Origin of the sequence: Streptomyces sp. MA5143a, from assembly GCF_900290235.1 — a bacterium.
Classification (GTDB): Bacteria; Actinomycetota; Actinomycetes; order Streptomycetales; family Streptomycetaceae; genus Streptomyces.
In genome coordinates this window covers 177,828-194,080 of sequence record NZ_OLMK01000050.1, presented here as the reverse complement: position 1 = coordinate 194,080, position 16,253 = coordinate 177,828, and the positions used below count along the sequence as shown (strand labels likewise).

Genomic DNA, 16,253 nt, shown 5'->3' with positions numbered 1-16,253 from the left:
CGTGTCGAGCGGATCCGATCAGAGTCGGCCCCGACACGAGGACCTGAGAGGCGGCTATGATCAATCTCTTCCAGCCCCAGGTGGGCGCTGAGGAACTGAACGCGATCGCCGATGTGTTCGAGGACAGGTGGCTCGGGCACGGCCCCCGCACCAAGGCCTTCGAGGCGGCCTTCGCCGCGCACCTCGGAGTGGACGCCGAGCACGTCGTCTTCCTCAACTCCGGTACGGCCGGACTGTTCCTGGCGCTGGAGTCGCTGGACCTGGAGCGGGGCGACGAGGTCGTGCTGCCCTCGCTCAGCTTCGTCGCGGCGGCCAACGCGATCCTGACCACCGGGGCGACACCGGTCTTCTGCGACGTCGACGCCCGCACCCTCAACCCCACCGCCGAGGACGTCGAACGCGCCCTGACCGACCGCACCCGCGCGGTGGTCGTGCTGCACTACGGCGGCTACCCGGGCGAGGTCGCGCGGATCGCGGAGCTGTGCCGCCAGCGGGGCATCACCCTGGTCGAGGACGCCGCCTGCTCGGTGGCCTCCCGGGTGGACGGCAGGGCCGTGGGTACCTTCGGCGACCTCGCCATGTGGAGCTTCGACGCCATGAAGGTCCTCATCACCGGCGACGGCGGCATGATCTACGCCAAGGACGCCGAACGGGCCGCCCGGGTGCGGCGCCTGGCCTACCACGGGCTGGTCCAGCCCAGCGGCTTCGGCTACGCCAAGGTGTCGGCCCGCTGGTGGGAGCTCGACGTCCCCGAGCCGGGCCGGCGGGTCATCGGCAACGACATGACCGCGGCCATCGGCGCCGTGCAGCTGCGCCGGCTGCCCGAGCTGGTCGGCCGCCGCCGGGAGATCGTCGCCCTGTACGTCCGTGAACTCGCCGACGCCGAGGGGCTGTTGTTGCCGCCGCCGCTGCCGGAGGGCCACGAGTCGACGTACTACTTCTACTGGGTGCAGATGGACCCGAGGATCCGGGACGCCGTGGCGGGCGACCTGCTGGCCGCCGACATCTACACCACCTTCCGCTACGCGCCGCTGCACAAGGTGCCGGCGTACGCGCACGGCGCGCCCGAGCCCGGCCTGCCGGGCTCCGACTGGGCGGCCGACCGCACCCTGTGCCTGCCGCTGCACCCGGGCCTGTCCGACGCCGACGTGCTCACCGTGGTCGCGGCGCTGCGCAAGTCCGTCGCGGGGCGCACCGCGGAGGTGACGGCATGAGGATCCTCGTCACCGGCGGCGCCGGCTTCATCGGCTCCCACTACGTGCGCACCCTGCTGGCCGGCGGCTACGAGGGCTTCGAGGACGCCCGCGTCACCGTCCTCGACAAGCTGTCCTACGCCGGGAACACCGCCAACCTGCCGATGGACCACCCCCGGCTGGACTTCGTGCGCGGCGACATCCTCAACACCGAGCTGCTGGACCATCTGCTGCCGGGGCACGACGCGGTGGTGCACTTCGCCGCCGAGTCGCACGTCGACCGGTCGGTGGCCGGCGCCGCCGCCTTCGTCACCACCAATGTGCTCGGCACCCAGAGCCTGCTGGACGCCTGTCTGCGGCTCGGCGTCGGACCGGTGGTGCAGGTGTCCACCGACGAGGTGTACGGCTCGATCGACAGCGGCGCGTGGACCGAGGAGGAGCCGCTGCTGCCGAACTCGCCGTACTCGGCGTCGAAGGCCGCCGCCGACCTGCTGGCCCGCTCCTACCACCGCACCCACGGCCTCGACGTCCGCGTCACCCGCTGCACCAACAACTACGGCACCCACCAGCACGTCGAGAAGCTCATCCCGAACTTCGTGACCCGGCTGCTGCGCGGCATGACCGTCCCCCTGTACGGCGACGGCTCCAACGTCCGCGAGTGGCTGCACGTCGACGACCACTGCCGGGCCGTCCAGCTGGTCCTCACCGGCGGACGGGCAGGCGAGATCTACAACATCGGCGGGGCCACCGCCCTGACCAACCGGGAGATGACCGAGCGGCTGCTCGACCTGTGCGGCGCGGACCTCTCGTCCGTCGCGTACGTCGAGGACCGCAAGGGCCACGACCTGCGGTACGCCATCGACGACCGCAAGATCCGCGCCGAACTCGGCTACGCGCCCCGCCGCACCCTCGACGAGGGGCTGCGCGAGGTCGTCGCCTGGTACCGGGACCGCCCCGACTGGTGGAAGCCGCAGGCCGACGCCGTGTCCCAGGGCGGTGCGGCATGAGGCTGTACTGCTTCCCGCACGCCGGCGCCGGCACCTCCGCGTTCGCCCGCTGGCCCGAGCGGTTCGGCCCGAAGGTGGAGGCCGTGCCGGTGCTCCTGCCCGGCCGGGACGCCCGCCGCCGCGAGACCCGCGTCACCGGCCGCCGCGCCCTCTTCGCCGACCTGCTGCGCCACCACAAGCCCGTGCCCAGCTCCCCCTACGTCCTGTACGGGCACAGCCTCGGCGGCATGATCGCCTACTCGGTGGCCCGCGCCCTGGAGCAGGCCGGACGCCCGGCCCCCGCTCTGGTGGTCGTGGGCGCCTGCCCGCCGCCGGACGCCCGGGTGCGGCTCGTCCAGGCCGCCGACCTGCCGGACTGCCAGTTGATGGAGACGCTGCGGGAGGCGGGCGCCGTACCGCCCGACACCCCGCGCGGCGGGGTGTGGCAGCGCTCCGCGCTGAAGGTGATCCGCGACGACCTGCGGCTCGCGCAGTCCCTGCGGGAGGCCGCCGACGGCCCCCTCTCGGTGCCGCTGCTCGCCGTCTCCGGCGACCTCGACCCGCTCGCCGGGCGGGAGGTGATGGCCGGCTGGCGGGACTGGACCACCGGCCCGTTCGTCGAACGCACCCTCCCGGGCGACCACTTCTTCCTGCGCGGGCCGGCGCTGCCCCGGCTGCTGGACCGGGCGTGCCGGGTCGTGCAGCGCCGGGCCGGGACGCCGGAGTCCGCCGGGGCCGCCCGTACCCACCCGACCGCCTGGACCGCACCCCAGCTGGAGGACTCTCCCGTGAAGGACACCAAATGAACCGACGACAGATGAACCGACGTGTCGTCATCACCGGTATCGGGGTGGTCGCCCCGGGCGGCGTGGGCACGAAGGAGTTCTGGTCGCTGCTGACCGCCGGACGGACCGCGACCCGCGGCATCACCCTGTTCGACGCGTCGTCGTTCCGGTCCCGGATCGCCGCCGAGGCCGACTTCGACCCGCTGCTGCACGGCTTCACCCCCGAGGAGGCCGAACGCCTCGACCGGGCGGCCCAGTTCGCCCTCGTCAGCGCCGACGAGGCCCTGCGCGACAGCGGCCTCGACCCCGAGAGCCTCGACCCGCTCCGCACAGGGGTGACGCTCGGCAGCGCCGTCGGCTGCACGATGGGCCTGGACCGCGAGTACAACACCGTCAGCCGGGGCGGCTCCACCTGGCAGGTCGACCACACCCTCGCCGTACCGCACCTGTTCGACTACTTCGTGCCCAGTTCCATGGCGGCCGAGGTCGCCTGGCGGACCGGCGCGCAGGGCCCCGTCTCCATGGTCTCCACCGGCTGCACCTCGGGCCTGGACTCCCTCGGGCACGCCGTCGAGCTGATCCGTGAGGGCAGCGCCGACGTGATGGTGGCCGGTGCCACGGAGGCGCCGATCTCCCCGATCACGGTGGCCTGCTTCGACGCCATCAAGGCGACCTCCCCCCGCAACGACGAGCCGGAGACCGCCTCCCGCCCGTTCGACGCCTCCCGCAACGGCTTCGTGCTCGGCGAGGGGTCGGCGGTGCTGATCCTGGAGGATTTCGAGGCCGCCCGTCGGCGCGGCGCGCACGTCTACGCCGAGATCGCGGGCTTCGCCACCCGCTGCAACGCGTACCACATGACCGGCCTGACGAAGGACGGCACCGAGATGGCCGAGGCGATCCGGGTGGCCCTCGACGAGGCCCGCCTCGACCCCACGGCCGTCGACTACATCAACGCGCACGGCTCCGGCACCAAGCAGAACGACCGCCACGAGACGGCGGCGTTCAAGCGCAGCCTCGGCAGCCACGCCTACGAGGTGCCGGTCAGCTCCATCAAGTCGATGGTCGGGCACTCCCTGGGCGCCATCGGCTCCCTGGAGGTCGCCGCCAGCGCGCTGGCGATCGAGCACAACACCGTGCCGCCCACCGCCAACCTGCACACCCCCGACCCCGCCTGCGACCTGGACTACACCCCGCTGACCGCCCGCGAGCAGCGCACCGACACGGTGCTCAGCGTGGGCAGCGGCTTCGGCGGCTTCCAGAGCGCGATGATCCTGACCCGCCCGCGCACGGGAGAGGCCGCATGACCACCCAGACCCTCGACCGCTCCGCCGCCGCCACGGACGGCCCCTCCCCGGCCACGCCCCTGGTCACCGGCCTCGGTGTGACCGCGCCCAACGGCCTGGGCACCGAGGCCTGGTGGGCCGCGACCCTGCGCGGCGAGAGCGGCATCCGGCCCGTCACCCGCTTCGACGCCGGCCGGTACCCGGCGAAGCTCGCCGGTGAGGTGCCCGGCTTCGACCCGGCGGAGCACGTCTCCAGCCGGCTGCTCCCGCAGACCGACCACATGACGCGGCTGGCCCTCGCCGCCGCAGCGGAGGCCCTCTCCGACGCCGGTATCGACGCCTCCAAGCTGCCCGACTTCTCCGCGGGGGTCGTCACCGCCGCCTCGGCGGGCGGCTTCGAGTTCGGCCAGCGGGAGCTTCAGGCGCTGTGGAGCAAGGGCGGCCACCATGTCAGCGCCTACCAGTCGTTCGCCTGGTTCTACGCCGTCAACACCGGCCAGATCTCCATCCGGCACGGGCTGCGCGGGCCCAGCGGGGTGCTGGTCACCGAGCAGGCCGGCGGCCTCGACGCCGTCGCGCAGGCCCGCAGGCAGCTGCGCAAGGGCGTTCCGGTGCTGCTCACCGGCGGCGTGGACTCCTCGCTGTGCCCATGGGGGTGGGCGGCGCACCTGGCCGGCGGTGAGCTGAGCACCGTCGAGGACGCGGCCCGCGCGTATCTGCCGTTCTCCGCCGACGCCTCCGGCCATGTCGCCGGTGAGGGCGGCGCGCTGCTGGTCCTGGAGGACGCGGCCGCGGCCCGCGCGCGCGGCGTGCGCGGGTACGGCACGGTCGCCGGGTACGCGGCGACCTTCGACCCGCCGCGCGGCAAGGGCGCCCCGCGGCTGGACGCGGCCGCCGAACTGGCCCTGGCCGACGCGGGGCTGGCCGCCGCCGACGTGGACGTGGTGTTCGCGGACGCGGCGGGCCGCCGGGACGCCGACCGGGCCGAGGCGGACGCGCTCGCCGCGCTGTTCGGCCCGCGGGGTGTGCCGGTGACCGCGCCGAAGACCATGACGGGGCGGCTGGCGGCGGGCGGTGCCTCGCTGGACCTGGCGGCGGCGCTGCTGGCACTGCGGGACCAGGTGATCCCGCCGACCGTCAACGTGACGGAGCCCGCCGCCGACTGCCCCGTGGACCTCGTGACCGGTGCGGCCCGCCCCGCCGCCCTGCGCACCGCGCTGGTGCTGGCGCGCGGCCGGGGCGGCTTCAACGCGGCGATGGTGGTCCGCGCCGCCGACTGACCCGCCCCCCCACACACGTCACTCCCTGTTGTCCTTCGAAAGCCCCCGCAACCGCAAGCGATTGAGAGGAATCCCCATGCCCGCACTGACCATCACCGAGCTGACCGACCTGCTGCGCGAGTGCGCCGGTGAGGCCGAGGCGGTGAACCTCGACGGCGATGTGCTGGACGTCCCGTTCGAGGTCCTCGGCTACGACTCGCTGGCCGTCCTGCAGACCACGGGCCGCATCGAACGCGACTACGACGTGACCCTGGACGAGGACGCCGTCACGGACGCCGAGACGCCCCGCCAGTACCTGGAGCTGGTCAACGAGGCCATCTCCGTCAAGGCCGCCGCCTGAGCCACGGGCGGCCCCCGAGGCAGCCGTACCTTCCCCTTCCGCACCCCTTCCGCACCCCTTTTCGGGCCCGTGTCCCGGCCGAGCGCCGGGCACGGGCCCGACGTGCGTTTTCACCACGAACCAGCAGATCCCTTGAACTATCAACGGGAACCGGAAGGAATCACACCGGGACGGACACGGGACCACAACCGGAGAGGCTCGGCACAGACCCACCCCTGATGAGAGGAGGGGCCAGATGCCCGTGAGACCCCGTGCGACGGACGCCGTGACGGCGGCGCTCGCGCCCATGGTGTGGGGCAGCACGTACCTCGTCACCACCGAGTTCCTGCCGGAGAACCGCCCGTTGCTCGCCGCCACGGTCCGCGCCCTGCCGTCCGGGCTGCTGCTGGTCCTGGTCACGCGCAGCCTGCCGAGGGGCGCCTGGATCGGGCGGGCCGCCGTGCTCGGCGTACTCAACATCGGCGCGTTCTTCGCGCTGCTGTTCGTGGCGGCGTACCGCCTGCCAGGCGGCATCGCCGCACTGATCGGCTCCCTCCAGCCGATGCTCGTCCTCGGTCTCGCCGTCCCGCTGCTCGGCGAGCGGGCCCGCGGCCGGGACCTGGCGGCCTGTCTGCTCGGCACGGCGGGCGTGGCGCTGCTGGTGGGCGCCTCCGCCACCGCCCTCGACCCCGTCGGGGTGGCCGCCGCGCTGGGCTGCGCCGGCTGCATGGCCCTCGGCATCGTGCTCACCAAGCGGTGGGGCCGCCCGGCCGGTCTGGTGGCCTTCACCGGCTGGCAACTCGCCCTGGGCGGACTGTTCCTGCTGCCGCTCACCCTGCTGTTCGAGGGGCTCCCCCAGCGGGTCACGACCGTGAATCTAACGGCCTACGGCTATCTGTGCCTGGTGGGCGCGGTGTTCGCCTACACCGTGTGGTTCCGCGGTGTGGAGCGGCTGCCCGCCGTGGCCGTGTCCCTGCTGGGCCTGCTCAGCCCGGTCGTCGCCGCGCTGCTCGGCCTGGTGGTGCTCGGTCAGGGCTTCACCCCGCCGCAGCTCGCCGGGGCCGCCGCCGTCCTGGCCGGGATCGTCCTCGCCCAGCTCCCCTCCCTCCGTCCCGCACGACCCCAGCGAAAGGAAAGCCATGAGCACCGCAACCGTCCAGGGCGCCGTGATCAAGTCCGGCGAACTGGAGTTCCGTCAGCTTGAGGGCTGCCGGGTCGCGACAGCGGTCGGTCCGCACCTCGGGGCGCGGATCGTGCGGCTCGACGTGGTCCGGGTGCCCAGCGGTGCCGTGTGGCGGCCGCAGTCCTCGGCGCACGAGGAGAACGTCGTGGTCGTCTTCGCGGGCTCCGGCTCCGCCGCCTCCGGCGCCGCCCGCAGGCGCGTCAACCGCGCCGACACGGTGTACACGCCGACCGGCGACCTGTACGAGCTGAGCGCCGACGCCGGCATGGACCTCACGGCCTACGTCTGGAACACCACGCTGCGCCCGGACCGCGCCCCTGGCACCGAGCCCCGCCGCTTCTCCCGGCTGTGGAACGAGGAGACCCAGCTGAAGGGCTTCACCGGCACCGGTCAGGCGGAGTCCTCCGCCCGGACGGCCACCATGAACTTCCTCTTCTGGCCGGGCACCGGCTCCCCGCAGCTGTGCCTCCACTGCGGCTTCATGCAGCCCGGCGAGTACTTCAACGTCCACGTCCACCCCGAGAGCGAGGAGGCGTTCATCGCCTTCGAGGGCAAGGGCCAGCTCCACCTCGACGGCCAGTGGTACGACGCCGAGCCCGGCGACGTGCTCTACGCGCCCCCCGGTGTGCCGCACGGCACCCGGCACCCCGACGAAGACCCCGCCGCTCCCCGCTTCGCCACGTGCGGTGGCCCCACTCCGTTCGATCCGGTGCTCTACCAGCGCGCCGGTGTCTCGACAAAGGTCCGGTGATCTTCAGACATGTGCAGAATATTCGGCCACTTCGACGCCCTGGCCACCCCGCACGAGCTGCGGTCGGTGGCGGCGGCCCAGCGGCACGGCGGCCCCGACGCGCAGACCCACGCGTACGGCGCGGGCTGGGCGCTGGGCAACAACCGGCTCGCGATCATGGATCTCGACGGGGGCGACCAGCCGTACACCCTGGGCGAGGACATCGTCGTCGTCTTCAACGGCGAGATCTACAACCACGACGAGCTGCGGCAGAAGCTCTCCGCCCGCGGCCACACCTTCCGGGACACCTGCGACGGCTCGGTCATCCCGGCCCTGTACGCCGAGTACGGGGCGGCCTTCCCGGAGTACCTCGACGGCATGTACTCGGTGGCCGTCGTCGACCTGCGCGGTGAGCCGACGCTCTACCTCGCCACCGACGAGGTCGGCATGAAGCCGCTGTACTACCACTGGGACGCGGCCCGGCGGCACCTGTACTTCGCGTCCGAGCTGCCCGCCCTGCTGTCCTTCCGCAACGTGGGGGCCACCCCCGCGGAGGCCGGCCTCGACGCCTACCTGGCGACGAAGACCCCGTTCGGCGAGCAGACCATGTTCGAGGGCGTCAAGGTGCTCCCGCCCGCCGCGACCGTCCGGGTCACCCGCGCCGGCGGCATGCACGTCACCATCCGCTCCACCGCCGGTACCCGCGCCCCGCACTGCGCCGAGGCGGAGGCCGCCGCGCACGTGCGGCAGCTGCTGCGCACCGAGGTGCACCGGCTCACCGAGGCCGACGTCCCCGTCTCCGCGATCACCAGCGGCGGCCTGGACTCCAGCCTTGTCACCGTGCTGGCCGCGGAGAAGGTGCGCGACCTGCACTCCTTCAACATCGCGTACACCGGCACCTGGCCGTCCGACGAGCGGGCGTTCGCCCGGGAGGTCGCCGAGCGGGCCGGCACGACCCACCACCAGGTGGAGATCGACCCGGCGACGTTCCCGTCGCTGCTGGCCGACGTCGTCTGGCACCTCGGGCAGCCCAACGCCGACCCCATCACCCTGTCCACGTACGCCCTGTTCGACGCCGTCCGCGAGGCCGGCTTCAAGGTGGCCATCACCGGTGACGCGGCCGACGAGCTGTTCGGCGGCTACGACCGGCTGAAGAAGGCCATGGACGCCCCCTTCGGCACGGACTGGGTGCCGGACTACGTGGAGGCCCTCGCCGCCGTCCCGAGGAGCCTCCGGGAGAGCCTGTACTCCTCGGACTACCTCGGCTTCGTCACGGCCAACGGCACCGCCGCCGAGGTGATCACCGAGCGGCTGCGCGCCTCCACCGCCGACCGGATGACCACGCTCACCGAGTTCGAGATCGGCGAGCGGCTGCCCGCCTACCACCTGCGCCGCGTCGACCACCTGTCCATGTCGGCCTCGGTGGAGGTGCGGCTGCCGTTCTGCCAGCCGAGCGTCGTGCGCTACGCCCGCTCCCTCAAGGCCGACCTCAAGATCGACGGCACCCGCCGCAAGAAGGTCCTCTACGCGGCCGCCGACGGTCTGCTGCCGGAGTCGGTCCTGAACCGTCCGAAGCAGCCGTTCACCCTGCCCATCACGGCCATGCTCCAGCCCGGCCAGGCGCTGTTCGACCACGCCCGCGACCTGCTGGCCGAGGACCGGCTGCGCCGCGGCGGCAAGCTGGACCCGCGCAAGGTCGAGGAGCTGTTCCGCGTCCAGGCCCAGTCCCCCAACGACCGTGCCTCGCTGGCCATCTGGTCGCTGATGGTCCACGAGCTGTGGCTGGACCAGTTCTGCTCGCCCGCCGGCACGGTCGCCGGGGGCGTCCCGGGGGTGACGGTGTGATCGGCTACATCGCCCGGGCGGTGGGGGCCCCGACCCCCACCCTGGTGCTGGACCACCGCCAGCTGCCGAGGGACGAGGAGCGGCTCACGCCGGTGCTCACCCGGATCCGGGAGTGGCTGGAGGCCAACGGCCGCGGCGACATCCTGAAGTTCGCGCTCGTCGAGCCGTCCGCGCACCCCATGTTCGACCTGGACTACCGGTTCGTGCAGGGGCTGACCGGCGGCGTCGACCGGTTCGACTTCAAGGGCAGCTGTGGGCACTCCATCCTCGCCTCGGTGGTCGCCGCCGACGGCCAGGCGTGGCTGCCCCGGCTCGCCCCCGGCGGCCGGGTCCGGGTCCGGGTCATCAACAACGGCGACCACGTGGTGTGCGAGGTGGACGAGGCGCGCCGCCGCAGCGGCAGCTTCACCGTGCACTTCCTCCAGGACGCGGGGGCCCGCCTCGACGAGCTGCTGCTCACGGGGGGCCCGGTGGACCAGCTGATCACCGGGACGGGCGTGCAGGAGGCGTCCCTGGTCTCCATGGGCAACCCGTATGTGTTCGTGGACGCCGAGGAGCTGGGCCTGAACAGCGTGGAGGAGCTGTTCGGGGCGGGCGACGACATGTACGAGCGGATGCTGGAGATCCGCCGGGCCGCCTGCGAGCTGCTCAAGTGGCCCACCGACGGGGTCTTCCCGAAGATCGCGGCCGTCGGCCAGTACACGGAGGGCCGGCTCGCCGTGCGGGCCATCTCCGTGCCCAAGTGGCACCCCAGCATCGCGCTGACCGGCACCACCTGCCTGGCCGCGGCGTCCAGCATCCCCGGCACCGTCCCCGAGCGGCTGGCCCGCCGGGCCGGACTGGCGCGCGGTGTCATCGAGATCGACACCCCGGGCGGCAGCACCGCCGCCGCGGCGTCGGTGGCGGGGCGGGGCGACGGCGCCGACACCCTGCACTGGGTCAGCGTCAGCCGCAAACTCGCCCAGCTGGATGAGCCGGCGTGCATCGCCTCGCTCAAGAACTACGACTACAAGGAGGAAACGGCATGGCTCCCGCTGGCGGTCTGACCCTCACTCAGGCGGGCACCGGGGCCGCGACCCGCGCCGAACTCGCCGAGCGGTACGCGGGCCTCACCGAGGTCCTGCACCGGCACGCGGGGAGCGCGGACGCGGCCGCCGAACTCCCGCAGGAGGTCTTCGCCGCCCTGCGCGCCTCGGGGATCCTCGGCGCGGCCGTCGCGGTCGAGTACGGCGGCCAGGGCGGCGACTCCCTGCTCACCAACCGGCTGATCGAGCTGACGGCCGCCGCGGACCCGTCGGTCGCGATCATCCTGTTCCAGCACTACGCGGTCAGCTCCCGGATCAGCGAGTGGGGCAGCGAGGCCCAGCGCGAGCGCTACCTGCCCCGGCTGGCGAGCGGCGAGTGGATCGCCGCCTCCGCGTGGAGCGAGTCCGGTTCGGGCGCCGACAAGCGCAACCTCGCCACCAAGGCGCGGCGCACCGAGGGCGGCGGCTGGCTGCTGGAGGGTGCCAAGGCGTTCACCACGGGGGCGGGCCTGGCCGACGTGTACCTGGTGCTCGCGCAGACGTCGGCGCCGACCGACGGCGTCGCCAGCACCTACGGCAGCGACGGCCAGACGTTCTTCCTCATCGAGGCGGGCAACCCGGGCCTGTTCGCCAACACCGGCATGGACCTGGTCGGCATGCGCTCCTCCGCGACCGGTTTCGTCGAGCTGACGGCCTGTGAGGCCGACGACTCGGCGGTGCTCGGCCCGGTGGGCGCGGCGGTCCGGATCATCGCCGGGGTGCGGGAGTCCGGTGCCACGCTGGGCGCGGTCTCGGCGGGGATCGCCGCCGCCGCGTACCGGACGGCGTTCGCCCACGCGCAGCGCCGGGGTCTCGCGGACCAGCAGGCGGTGCGCCACCGGCTGGTGGACCTCGCCGCGAAGGTGGAGGCCGCGCGTGCCCTGGTCGACGCGTCGGCCCGCCGGGACTCGGCGGAACCGGGCAACACCACCCTCTACAGCAAGATCCTCGGCTCCCGGATCTCGGAGGAGGTCGTGCAGGAGGCGCTGCGGCTCCTGGGGAGCGCCGGCTATCTGCACGACCACCCGCTGAACAAGCTGGCCCGCGACGCCCGCGCGGTCGGTCTGATGGGCCCGACGAACGACCTGGCCCGGGAACTGGTCAGCGCCCCGTGGACCGCCGCCTGACGGCGGCCGTCGCGGCACCACCTCATCCACCGTCCCGTTCATCCATCGATCCGGAGGACCTGTGACGCAGTCCTACGACCTCGTCGTCACCAACGCGCGCGTAGTCACCCCTGACGGGGTCACGTCCGGAGGCCTCGCCGTCTCCGGTGAGCGAATATCGGCGATCCTCGCGGACGGCGAACAGCCGCCCGCCAAGGAGACCCTCGACGCCGGCGGCCGCTATCTGCTGCCCGGCGGCATCGACCCGCACGTCCACTTCCGTACGCCGGGCCTCACCCACAAGGAGGACTGGGCGCACGGCAGCCGGGCGGCGGCCGCGGGCGGTGTCACCACCGTCATCGACATGCCCAACACCCAGCCGCCGCTGATCGAGCCGGAGCTGGCCGCGGAGAAGGCGTCCACCGTCTCCGGTGACTCCCTGGTCGACTTCCGCTTCCACATGGGCGTCACCGTCGACAGCGTGGAGAACCTCCGCCGTCTCCAGCCCCGCCAGGCGACCTCGGTGAAGGTCTTCATGACCGGCCATCACACCGCGCCCAACATCATCCGCGACCCGGTCGTCCTCGACCGGATCTTCCAGGTCGCCGCCGAGCGCGGGATCCGGCTGGTCCTGCACGCGGAGGACGACAGCGTCTTCTCGCTGCTGGACGAGACCCAGGCGCCGCCGACCGGCTACGACGCGTACGAGTCGGCGCACCCGCGCACGGGCGGCATCGTCGCCTCGTCCCGTGTCATCGAACTGGTGCGCAAGCACGGCACCGCCGCGCACATCCTGCACGTCTCCTCCTCCGAGGAGTCGGACCTGCTGAAGGCCGCCGCGAAGGCGGGCCTGCCGATCACCTACGAGGTGACCACGCACCACCTGTCCTTCTCCGCGCCCGACACGCAACGCCTGGGCGCCCGGATCCGGCTGCGTCCCGCGATCCGGTGCGAGAAGGACAAGGGGCGGCTGTGGGACGCGGTGATGGAGGGCAGCGTCGCCAGCCTCGGCAGCGACCACGCCCCGCACACCGTCGAGGAGAAGCTGCTGGCCGTCGCGGACGCCCCGCCGGGGCTGCCCGGTGTGCAGGAGCTGATCATCGCCCTGTACACGGGGATGCGGCGCCGCTACCCCGGCATGTCCACCGACGAGGCCATGCGGCACGTCGCCCGGCTCACCGCCGAGGGGCCGGCCGACCTGTTCGGGCTGGGTGGCCGCAAGGGCCGGATCGCGGTCGGTCTCGACGCCGACTTCACGCTGTTCGACCCGGACGTCACCTGGATCATGGCCGCGAAGCACACCTACGCCAAGGTCGGCTGGTCGGCGTACGAGGGCTGGACCTTCACCGGCCGCCCCGACGTCACCGTCCGCCGCGGCGAGACCATCTGGGACGGTCGGGACCCGGAGCGGCCGCGCTTCGGCACGGCGTCCGGTATCTGGCTCGACGCCGAACCGGCGGTACCCGGCGGGTTCACCGCGCAGCGCGAGACCAGCGCCTGATCCGCCCGGACCGCAGGGGGAGGGGCCGTCGGCCCCTCCCCACCGCCCCCATCCGCTTCCCGCCCCCATCCGCTTCCCGGCCCCTGGAGGACCGATGTCCGCCGTCGCCCCATCGGATTTCACCCGCGCCATGGCCCAAGTACCCAGCCCCGTCACGATCGTGACCACCACGGACGGCAGCGGCCGGCGCTGGGGTTTCACCGCGAGCTCGTTCAGCTCGCTCTCGCTGGACCCGCCGCTGGTGCTGGTCTGCCCCGCCAAGTCGGCCGGCTCGCACGACACGTTCGTGGCCGCCGAACGCTTCATGATCAATATCCTGTCGGCCGAACAGGCCGCGATCGCGCGGCACTTCGCCCGCTCCGGCCACGACAAGTTCACCACCGGTGACATGGTGCCCTGCGAGTTGGACCTGCCCGGTCTGCCCGGCGCCACGGCCCGGCTGGCCTGCACCGCGCACGCGGTGCTCGACGGCGGCGACCACAGTATTCTCGTGGGCCGGGTCGAGGCCGTGTACGTCGGCGACCAGGAGCCGCTCGTCTACCACAACCGCACCTTCACCCGCCCGGAGACGGCCAGCCCCGCCCTGGCCGCGGCCCGCTGAGGACGGAACGCCCTGCGATGAACACCGTGACCGTGTACTCCGACATCGGCTGCCCCTGGGCCTCGCTGGGGCTGTTCAACCTGCGGCGGGCGGCCGCCGAGGAGGGCGTCGCGCTCGCCGTCGACCACCGGGCGTTCCCCCTGGAGCTGTTCAACTCCCGGCCCACGCCCAAGTGGATCCTCGACCCCGAGGTCGCCGCCGTGGCGGAGCGGGAACCCGCTCTCGGGTGGACGGACTGGCAGGGCCCGGAGTCCGGCTACCCGGTGACCATGCTGCCCGCCATGGAGGCGGTCCAGGCGGCCAAGACCCAGCCCGGCACCCCGGAGGCGGGCCTGGCCGCCTCCGACCAGCTCGACGCGGCCCTGCGCCACGCCTTCTACGCCGAGTCCCGCTGTGTCAGCGTCCACTCCGAGATCCTCGCGGTCGCCGAGGGCTGCCCCCTGGTCGACACCGCCCATCTCGACGGGGCGCTGCGCCGCGGCACGTGCCGGGGGGTCCTCTTCGACCAGTGGGAGGAGTCGAAGGCGCCGGAGGTGCGGGGCAGCCCGCACTTCTTCCTCCCCGACGGCACCGACCTGCACAACCCCGGCATCGCCTTCACCTGGCCGAAGGGCACGCCCCGGCCGCTGATCACGGAGTACACCCCGGCGTTCTGGACGTCCCTGGTCCGCGCCCTCGCCGACCGGACCCCGGCGGCCTCCCTGCCGGACTGACACCATCACGGCGCCGGCTGCCGAACCCTGCCCCCGCCGAGATGCGCCGCGGCCCCCGGAACGCTCCGTTCCGGGGGCCGCGGCAGCCTTCACAGCACACCAGCAGCGCGCCGTTGCGGTCGACAACGGGTTCTCACGCACTCACGCCCTGTGAGGGAAGGTGCCCGGAACCGGACTTGAACCGGTACGCCCGCGAGGGGCAGCGAGGTTTAAGCTCGCCGTGTCTGCATTCCACCATCCGGGCAGGCCATGGGCTCCGCGCTGCGGTCCCGAGCCTATCGGGAGGCTTCCCCCGAACAGCGGAACAGCGGACCGATGTTGTCTTATTTTATTGACGTCTGAGGGTGCATCAGCCCATGGAACACGCCATCCGCACTTGCCAATAGCCTTTCGGACGGTGCGACCCGGCGTATGCGGAATGACGGAATTTCACCGCCCGAACGAGCGGCCTCCCGACGGTCTGCACGCTGACGACTGACTCGTGTAGGCCAAACAGTCCGAATACCGCCGCTCCCCGGGCCCCGCCCCGGCCGCCGTCCTACACCCTCGGGGGCCGCTGCCGTACGGGCCTCGACATCCGCCGTCATCCCCGCGTCAGGGTCCGCCGTCATACCCAGGTATGACGGCGCGCCCCGGCGTCCGTCAGAAGTCTGCCCCCGGAACCGGAACAGCGGGTGACTACACGGCGGCCCGGCCTCGCGACGATGGAGACAGCGCCGGAAACGCCGGACACCACCCCGACCACCCGCGCACACCCATCCCCCGAACCGTCCGAACGCCGTAGCCCCGACAGGAGTTCCCACCCGTGACCACCACTCCCCTCGCCGACCGGGCCACCGCCGTGGCCGCCCGTGCCACGGAACTGTCGAAGGTCTACGGACAGGGCGAGACCCGGGTCGTCGCCCTGGACCGGGTGACCGTCGACTTCCGGCAGGCCCAGTTCACCGCGATCATGGGCCCCTCCGGTTCCGGCAAGTCCACGCTGATGCACTGCGTGGCGGGCCTGGACAGCTTCTCCGCAGGATCCGTGCGCATCGGCGACACCGAGCTGGGCTCCCTGAAGGACAAGCAGCTCACCAAGCTCCGCAGGGACAAGATCGGCTTCATCTTCCAGGCGTTCAACCTGCTGCCGACGCTGACCGCGCTGGAGAACATCACCCTCCCGATGGACATCGCGGGCCGCAAGCCGGACAAGCAGTGGCTGGACACCGTGATCGGGATGATCGGTCTCGCCGACCGGCTGAGCCACCGGCCCTCCCAGCTCTCCGGCGGGCAGCAGCAGCGCGTCGCGGTGGCGCGGGCCCTCGCCTCCCGGCCGGACATCATCTTCGGCGACGAGCCCACCGGAAACCTCGACTCCCGCTCGGGCGCCGAGGTCCTGGGCTTCCTGCGCAACTCCGTTCGGGAGCTGGGGCAGACCGTGGTGATGGTGACGCACGACCCGGTGGCGGCGGCCTACGCGGACCGGGTGATCTTCCTCGCCGACGGACGGATCGTGGACGAGCTGTACGAGCCGACGGCGGACTCCGTCCTGGACCGCATGAAGCGGTTCGACGCCAAGGGCCGCACCAGCTAGGCCGTGTCCGACGCCGCGACCGGCGGCGTTCGTCCCGTCTCGGCGCGCGGCAGCGCCCGCCGACCCGTCCACCTCACCACCCGACCCC

Annotated in this window: 15 protein-coding genes and 1 tRNA gene; 15 read left to right on the top strand and 1 reads right to left on the bottom strand. The window is 72.8% G+C overall.

Going from position 1 to position 16,253, the window contains the following annotated elements:
* The first annotated feature begins 56 nt into the window (after positions 1 to 56).
* From SMA5143A_RS23485 to SMA5143A_RS23420, 14 genes are all read left to right on the top strand, one after another.
* A complete protein-coding gene (locus SMA5143A_RS23485; RefSeq protein WP_107464822.1) occupies positions 57 to 1,214 on the top strand; it encodes a DegT/DnrJ/EryC1/StrS family aminotransferase in 1,158 nt (385 codons plus the stop codon).
* Entirely contained in the window at positions 1,211 to 2,200 is a 990-nt protein-coding gene (gene rfbB, locus SMA5143A_RS23480; protein WP_107464821.1) for a dTDP-glucose 4,6-dehydratase, read from the top strand. The genes SMA5143A_RS23485 and rfbB overlap by 4 nt, the downstream gene beginning before the upstream one ends.
* A complete protein-coding gene (locus SMA5143A_RS23475) occupies positions 2,197 to 2,985 on the top strand; it encodes a thioesterase II family protein (RefSeq protein ID WP_107464820.1) in 789 nt (262 codons plus the stop codon). The genes rfbB and SMA5143A_RS23475 overlap by 4 nt, the downstream gene beginning before the upstream one ends.
* Positions 2,986 to 2,996: 11 nt before the next feature.
* Positions 2,997 to 4,268 (top strand): beta-ketoacyl-[acyl-carrier-protein] synthase family protein, encoded by a 1,272-nt coding sequence (locus tag SMA5143A_RS23470; protein ID WP_107464819.1) that lies wholly within the window; start codon positions 2,997 to 2,999, stop codon positions 4,266 to 4,268.
* The gene (locus tag SMA5143A_RS23465; protein ID WP_107464818.1) at positions 4,265 to 5,527 is read left to right on the top strand and encodes a ketosynthase chain-length factor; all 1,263 of its coding nucleotides are present in this window, start codon (positions 4,265 to 4,267) and stop codon (positions 5,525 to 5,527) included. Before SMA5143A_RS23470 ends, SMA5143A_RS23465 begins: the two co-directional genes overlap by 4 nt.
* Before the next feature lie 76 nt (positions 5,528 to 5,603).
* Positions 5,604 to 5,867 (top strand): acyl carrier protein, encoded by a 264-nt coding sequence (locus SMA5143A_RS23460; RefSeq protein WP_055521569.1) that lies wholly within the window; start codon positions 5,604 to 5,606, stop codon positions 5,865 to 5,867.
* 235 nt (positions 5,868 to 6,102) lie between these two features.
* Complete coding sequence (locus SMA5143A_RS23455; RefSeq protein ID WP_107464817.1) at positions 6,103 to 7,050, top strand: EamA family transporter; 948 nt, start codon at positions 6,103 to 6,105, stop codon at positions 7,048 to 7,050.
* Positions 6,986 to 7,780 carry a cupin domain-containing protein gene (locus tag SMA5143A_RS23450; protein ID WP_107464816.1) on the top strand — a complete coding sequence of 265 codons (795 nt, stop codon included), beginning with the start codon at positions 6,986 to 6,988 and terminating at the stop codon, positions 7,778 to 7,780. The genes SMA5143A_RS23455 and SMA5143A_RS23450 overlap by 65 nt, the downstream gene beginning before the upstream one ends.
* A gap of 9 nt (positions 7,781 to 7,789) precedes the next feature.
* The gene (gene asnB, locus SMA5143A_RS23445; protein ID WP_107464815.1) at positions 7,790 to 9,604 is read left to right on the top strand and encodes an asparagine synthase (glutamine-hydrolyzing); all 1,815 of its coding nucleotides are present in this window, start codon (positions 7,790 to 7,792) and stop codon (positions 9,602 to 9,604) included.
* Complete coding sequence (locus tag SMA5143A_RS23440; protein WP_107464814.1) at positions 9,601 to 10,650, top strand: PrpF domain-containing protein; 1,050 nt, start codon at positions 9,601 to 9,603, stop codon at positions 10,648 to 10,650. Before asnB ends, SMA5143A_RS23440 begins: the two co-directional genes overlap by 4 nt.
* Positions 10,629 to 11,795, top strand: coding sequence for an acyl-CoA dehydrogenase family protein (locus SMA5143A_RS23435; RefSeq protein WP_107464813.1), 1,167 nt, complete (start codon positions 10,629 to 10,631; stop codon positions 11,793 to 11,795). The genes SMA5143A_RS23440 and SMA5143A_RS23435 overlap by 22 nt, the downstream gene beginning before the upstream one ends.
* Before the next feature lie 61 nt (positions 11,796 to 11,856).
* Complete coding sequence (locus SMA5143A_RS23430; RefSeq protein ID WP_107464812.1) at positions 11,857 to 13,275, top strand: dihydroorotase; 1,419 nt, start codon at positions 11,857 to 11,859, stop codon at positions 13,273 to 13,275.
* Positions 13,276 to 13,405: 130 nt separating this feature from the next.
* The gene (locus tag SMA5143A_RS23425; RefSeq protein ID WP_240496865.1) at positions 13,406 to 13,876 is read left to right on the top strand and encodes a flavin reductase family protein; all 471 of its coding nucleotides are present in this window, start codon (positions 13,406 to 13,408) and stop codon (positions 13,874 to 13,876) included.
* Between the two features lie 17 nt (positions 13,877 to 13,893).
* Positions 13,894 to 14,589 (top strand): DsbA family oxidoreductase, encoded by a 696-nt coding sequence (locus tag SMA5143A_RS23420; protein WP_107464811.1) that lies wholly within the window; start codon positions 13,894 to 13,896, stop codon positions 14,587 to 14,589.
* 161 nt (positions 14,590 to 14,750) lie between these two features.
* On the opposite strand, the gene SMA5143A_RS23415 is transcribed toward SMA5143A_RS23420, so the two are convergent.
* Positions 14,751 to 14,833 (bottom strand) — tRNA-Leu (locus SMA5143A_RS23415).
* A gap of 561 nt (positions 14,834 to 15,394) precedes the next feature.
* On the opposite strand from SMA5143A_RS23415, the gene SMA5143A_RS23405 reads away from it, so the two are divergent.
* Positions 15,395 to 16,165 carry an ABC transporter ATP-binding protein gene (locus tag SMA5143A_RS23405; RefSeq protein WP_055521304.1) on the top strand — a complete coding sequence of 257 codons (771 nt, stop codon included), beginning with the start codon at positions 15,395 to 15,397 and terminating at the stop codon, positions 16,163 to 16,165.
* Positions 16,166 to 16,253 lie beyond the last annotated feature (88 nt).